This window comes from Aequorivita sediminis (assembly GCF_032080575.2).
In the GTDB taxonomy this organism is placed as follows: domain Bacteria; phylum Bacteroidota; class Bacteroidia; order Flavobacteriales; family Flavobacteriaceae; genus Aequorivita; species Aequorivita sediminis.
This window is the reverse complement of sequence record NZ_JAVLSO020000015.1, coordinates 1-4,265: the sequence shown is the minus strand read 5'-3', so window position 1 is coordinate 4,265 and position 4,265 is coordinate 1. Positions and strand designations below refer to the sequence as shown.

Genomic DNA, 4,265 nt, shown 5'->3' with positions numbered 1-4,265 from the left:
TTGTCATGGTTTGCTAAGCTTTGTGCTGAGATAAACAAGAGCGATTCTTGTAGGGCTCAACTTAATTGGAATTGAAACCGAAGTCGAAGTCGAAGTTGAAGTTGAAGTTGAACTGATATATGGATAAATAGCAATGCAATTTTAATTGTCATGGTTTGCTAAGCTTTGTGCTGAGGTAAACATGAGCGATTCTTGTAGGGCTCAACTTAATTGGAATTGAAACCGAAGTCGAAGTCGAAGTCGAAGCCGAAGCCGAAGTCGAAGTTGAAGTTGAAGTTGGAGTTGAACTGATATAAGAATATAGAGCAATGCAATTTTAATTGTCATGGTTTGCTACGCTTTGTGCTGAGGTAAACATGAGCGATTCTTGTAGGGCTCAACGAAATTGGAATTGAAACTGAAATCGAAATCGAAATTGAAATCGAAATTGAAGTTGGAGTCGAAGTTGAAGTTGAAGTTGAACTTATACAAGAATAAAGAGCAATGCAGTTTTAATTGGTAAGATTTATATGGTGAAGGCGGATTCTTGCAGGTTGAATTTACAGTGAAAAATTAACTAAATAATTATTGTTTTAAGGTAAACCTATCTTTTCTGAATAAAATTAATTGCCACCCCATTGCTTTTCAAATAAATAACACTACATTTGCACCCCTCTTAGACAAAATACGTTTTGTTTTAAGATGAGGAAACAATGAATTATTAACGATTGACAAAAAACTAATGGATACATTAAGTTACAAAACAGTATCTGCTAACAAGAATACCGTTGTAAAAGAATGGTTGCTAGTAGATGCGGACGGGCAAACATTGGGTCGTCTTGCAAGCGAAGTTGCTAAATTACTTCGCGGTAAGCACAAACCAAGTTTCACCCCTCACGTAGATTGCGGTGACAACGTAATTATTATTAACGCCAGTAACATCAACCTTACTGGTAACAAATGGGCCGACAAGACCTACATTCGCCACACAGGCTATCCTGGTGGACAACGTAGCTTAACTGCTGCCGAAATGTACAAAAAAGACCCTACAAGGCTTGTTGAAAAAGCTGTAAAAGGAATGCTTCCAAAAAATAAATTGGGCGCAGATTTGTTCAGAAACCTTAAAGTGTATGCAGATGCAAATCACGGACAGGATGCACAAAAACCTCGAACTATTAACTTTAACGACAACAAGTAATGGAGACAATTCACAAAATAGGCAGAAGAAAAACCGCTGTTGCACGTGTGTACCTTAAAGAAGGAAAAGGAAACATTACCATCAACAAGCGTGAGTTGGATAAATACTTTACTACTGGAACGCTTCAGTATAAAGTTAAACAACCTTTAGTACTTACAGACAACGAAAACACTTTCGATATTAGCGTAAATGTATTCGGTGGTGGAATTACAGGACAAGCAGAAGCTATTCGTCTTGCTATTTCTCGCGCAATGTGTACGTTAAACGACGAAAACCGTGGAATCTTAAAACCAGAAGGTTTATTAACAAGAGACCCAAGAATGGTAGAGCGTAAGAAATTCGGACAGAAGAAAGCTCGTAAGAAATTCCAATTCTCGAAACGTTAATATTTCGACAAAGCTTCTACTGAGCGTTGCCGAAATACTCAGCAACCTTAGTATTGAGCGCATGTTGAATAAATTATTACTCAACTCGATTGGGTATCTCAAATGGGATACCCAATTAAAGTTGAAAAGTTCATAATCATCATTAATTATTAAAGCTGTTAACCCGAAAACCGGGTGTTAGTTTAGCATCTAAACCAAATTCATATTTAGAAGAGGTTGCTATCCTTTCACAGAACGTAAACTAAAACAAAATGGCAAAAAAAGTAGAAGTAAAAGACTTACTTGAAGCTGGTGTACACTTTGGACACCTTACCCGCAAATGGAACCCAAACATGGCGCCGTATATCTATATGGAGCGCAACGGGATTCACATTATCAACCTTTACAAAACTGCTGCAAAAATTGAAGAAGCTAGTGAAGCTCTTAAAAAAATCGCAGCTAGTGGTCGCAAAATCCTTTTTGTAGCTACTAAAAAACAAGCAAAAGACATCGTTGCTGAAAAAGCAAAAGCGGCAAACATGCCTTACATCACAGAAAGATGGCCAGGTGGTATGCTTACAAACTTTGTAACTATCCGTAAGGCTGTTAAAAAAATGTCTTCTATCGACAGAATGAAGCAAGATGGTACTTTCAACACACTTTCTAAGAAAGAGCGTTTGGCAGTAGATCGTCTTCGTGCTAAGTTAGAGAAAAACTTAGGTTCAATTTCTGATATGAGCCGTCTTCCTGCAGCGCTTTTCGTTGTAGATACAACTCGTGAACACATTGCAGTTGCTGAAGCTTTAAAATTAAACATTCCAATTTTCGCAATGGTGGATACTAACAGTGACCCTCGCGTTATTGATTACGTAATTCCATCTAACGATGATGCTTCAAAATCTATTGAAAGCATTATGAGTTTTGTTTCTGAAGCAATCATTGAAGGACTTTCTGAAAGAAAATCTGGAAAAGAAGATGACGAAGAAGGAATGGCTAAAAAAGCAAAATCTTCTAAAGATTCTAAACCTGCTAAAAAAGCAAAAGTAGAAGTTGAAGTTCCTTCAACAGACGAAGAAGACGTAAAAGCTATGAAAGAGGCTAAGCAGCCTGTACGTCAGAAATCGAAAAAAGAAGTTCTAAACGAAGAAGAATAATAACAATATTTTAAAATTTAAAAGTCGTTTGGTTCTTTTCTTTGTTGAAAATTAATTGAACGACTTTTTTAATATTAAACCTAAAAAATTTAAGAAAATGGCAAAAATCACAGCCGCTGAAGTAAATAAGCTAAGACAAACAACTGGAGCCGGAATGATGGACTGTAAAAAGGCATTAGTTGAGGCAGAAGGAAATATGGAAGAAGCAATCTCTATCCTTAGAAAAAAAGGACAGAAAATTGCTGAAAAAAGAGCAGATCGCGATTCAAGCGAAGGTGTGGCAACCGTAAAAGTAAACAGCGACAACACAAAAGGTGTTGCCATTTCATTAAACTGTGAAACCGACTTTGTTGCTAAAAACGATTCATTCGTAGAAATGGCAAACAAAATGGCTGAAGTTGCATTAAACACTTCTTCTAAAGAGGAGTTTTTAGCTGCAGATTTTGAAGGTATCACAATTGCTGAAAAACTAACTGAGCAAACTGGTGTTATTGGTGAGAAAATAGAAATCGGTGGTTTCGAAATTCTTGAAGCGCCATTCGTTGGTTCTTATGTTCACGTAAACAAAATTGCTGCTTTAACAGGTCTTTCAAAAGCTGTTGACAACGCAGAAGAGCTAGCAAAAGATGTTTCTATGCAGGTAGCTTCTATGGGTGCAACTACGCTTTCTTACAAAGATTTTGATCCAGAATTTATCGCATCAGAAACTGAAGCTAGAATTGCTGTTATCGAAAAAGATAATATCGAGTTAGGCCGTTTAGGTAAGCCACAAAAAAATGTGCCTAAATACATCTCTAGAGCACAATTAACTCCAGAAGTTTTAGCACAAGCTGAAGAAGATGCAAAAGCAGAATTAAAAGCTGAAGGTAAACCAGAACAAATCTGGGACAGAATACTTCCTGGAAAACTAGAGCGTTTTATTAGTGATAATACTACGTTAGACCATGAAAAAGCATTGCTTGACCAAAACTTTATTAAAGACGAAAAGAAAAGCGTTGCAGATTACGTAAAAACGTATGGCGATGTTGAAGTTGTAGGCTTTAAAAGAGTTTCTTTAGCATAAGCTTTTAGAAATATTTTATACAGAAAGAGGCTGAATTAATTCAGCCTCTTTTTTTATGGATACTGTTAAGGGTAACTCAGGCAATAGCTGTCTGAAGACCTATTTATTATTTTATAAATTTCTTTACAACTACCCATTAGTTGAATTATTTTATAATAACTCACATTTTCCAAATACTTCTTTTACTTTTGAAGAAACAGAAAAATGTCCGTTCGAGCGCTGTCGAGAACTATTTATTGTTTTACAAACTTTTTCACCTCTACTCTCCCACTTTCATCCGCTATCTTTAAAAAGTAAATACCGCTGGAAAGATTTGATACATCGATTGATGTTTGTTTGTTAAAATCTATATGTTGCGTGTTTAAAATTTTTCCTTCTGTTGAATAAATTTGGGTTTTAAGATTGCTTATGTTTTTTGTGCCATTTAAAACCAAAACTTCATTAACAGGGTTTGGATATATAGAAAATAGTTTTTCATTAATATCATTTGTTCCTAAAGAGCAGTC

Annotated in this window: 5 protein-coding genes; 4 read left to right on the top strand and 1 reads right to left on the bottom strand. The window is 35.9% G+C overall.

What is annotated here, in order from left to right; translation table 11 throughout:
- The first annotated feature begins 721 nt into the window (after nt 1-721).
- From rplM to tsf, 4 genes are all read left to right on the top strand, one after another.
- Complete coding sequence (gene rplM / locus RT250_RS13335) at nt 722-1,177, top strand: 50S ribosomal protein L13 (protein ID WP_139854295.1); 456 nt, start codon at nt 722-724, stop codon at nt 1,175-1,177.
- Complete coding sequence (gene rpsI, locus RT250_RS13330) at nt 1,177-1,563, top strand: 30S ribosomal protein S9 (protein WP_313115369.1); 387 nt, start codon at nt 1,177-1,179, stop codon at nt 1,561-1,563. Before rplM ends, rpsI begins: the two co-directional genes overlap by 1 nt.
- Nucleotides 1,564-1,814: 251 nt before the next feature.
- Nucleotides 1,815-2,696: a 30S ribosomal protein S2 gene (rpsB, locus tag RT250_RS13325; protein ID WP_139854293.1), complete on the top strand. Its 882-nt coding sequence runs from the start codon at nt 1,815-1,817 to the stop codon at nt 2,694-2,696.
- A 97-nt stretch (nt 2,697-2,793) separates the two neighbouring features.
- Nucleotides 2,794-3,759 (top strand): translation elongation factor Ts, encoded by a 966-nt coding sequence (tsf, locus tag RT250_RS13320; protein WP_139854292.1) that lies wholly within the window; start codon nt 2,794-2,796, stop codon nt 3,757-3,759.
- 233 nt (nt 3,760-3,992) lie between these two features.
- Here the strand turns inward: tsf and RT250_RS13315 are convergent.
- Nucleotides 3,993-4,265, bottom strand: a 273-nt coding sequence (locus tag RT250_RS13315; RefSeq protein WP_313115366.1) for a T9SS type A sorting domain-containing protein, incomplete at its 5' end; no start/stop codon positions are given.

Bases quoted from the DNA above. Each gene is read 5' to 3' on its own strand.
- rplM (WP_139854295.1), top strand. From the start codon at position 722: ATGGATACATTAAGTTACAAAACAGTATCTGCTAACAAGAATACCGTT.
- rpsI (WP_313115369.1), top strand. From the start codon at position 1,177: ATGGAGACAATTCACAAAATAGGCAGAAGAAAAACCGCTGTTGCACGT.
- rpsB (WP_139854293.1), top strand. From the start codon at position 1,815: ATGGCAAAAAAAGTAGAAGTAAAAGACTTACTTGAAGCTGGTGTACAC.
- tsf (WP_139854292.1), top strand. From the start codon at position 2,794: ATGGCAAAAATCACAGCCGCTGAAGTAAATAAGCTAAGACAAACAACT.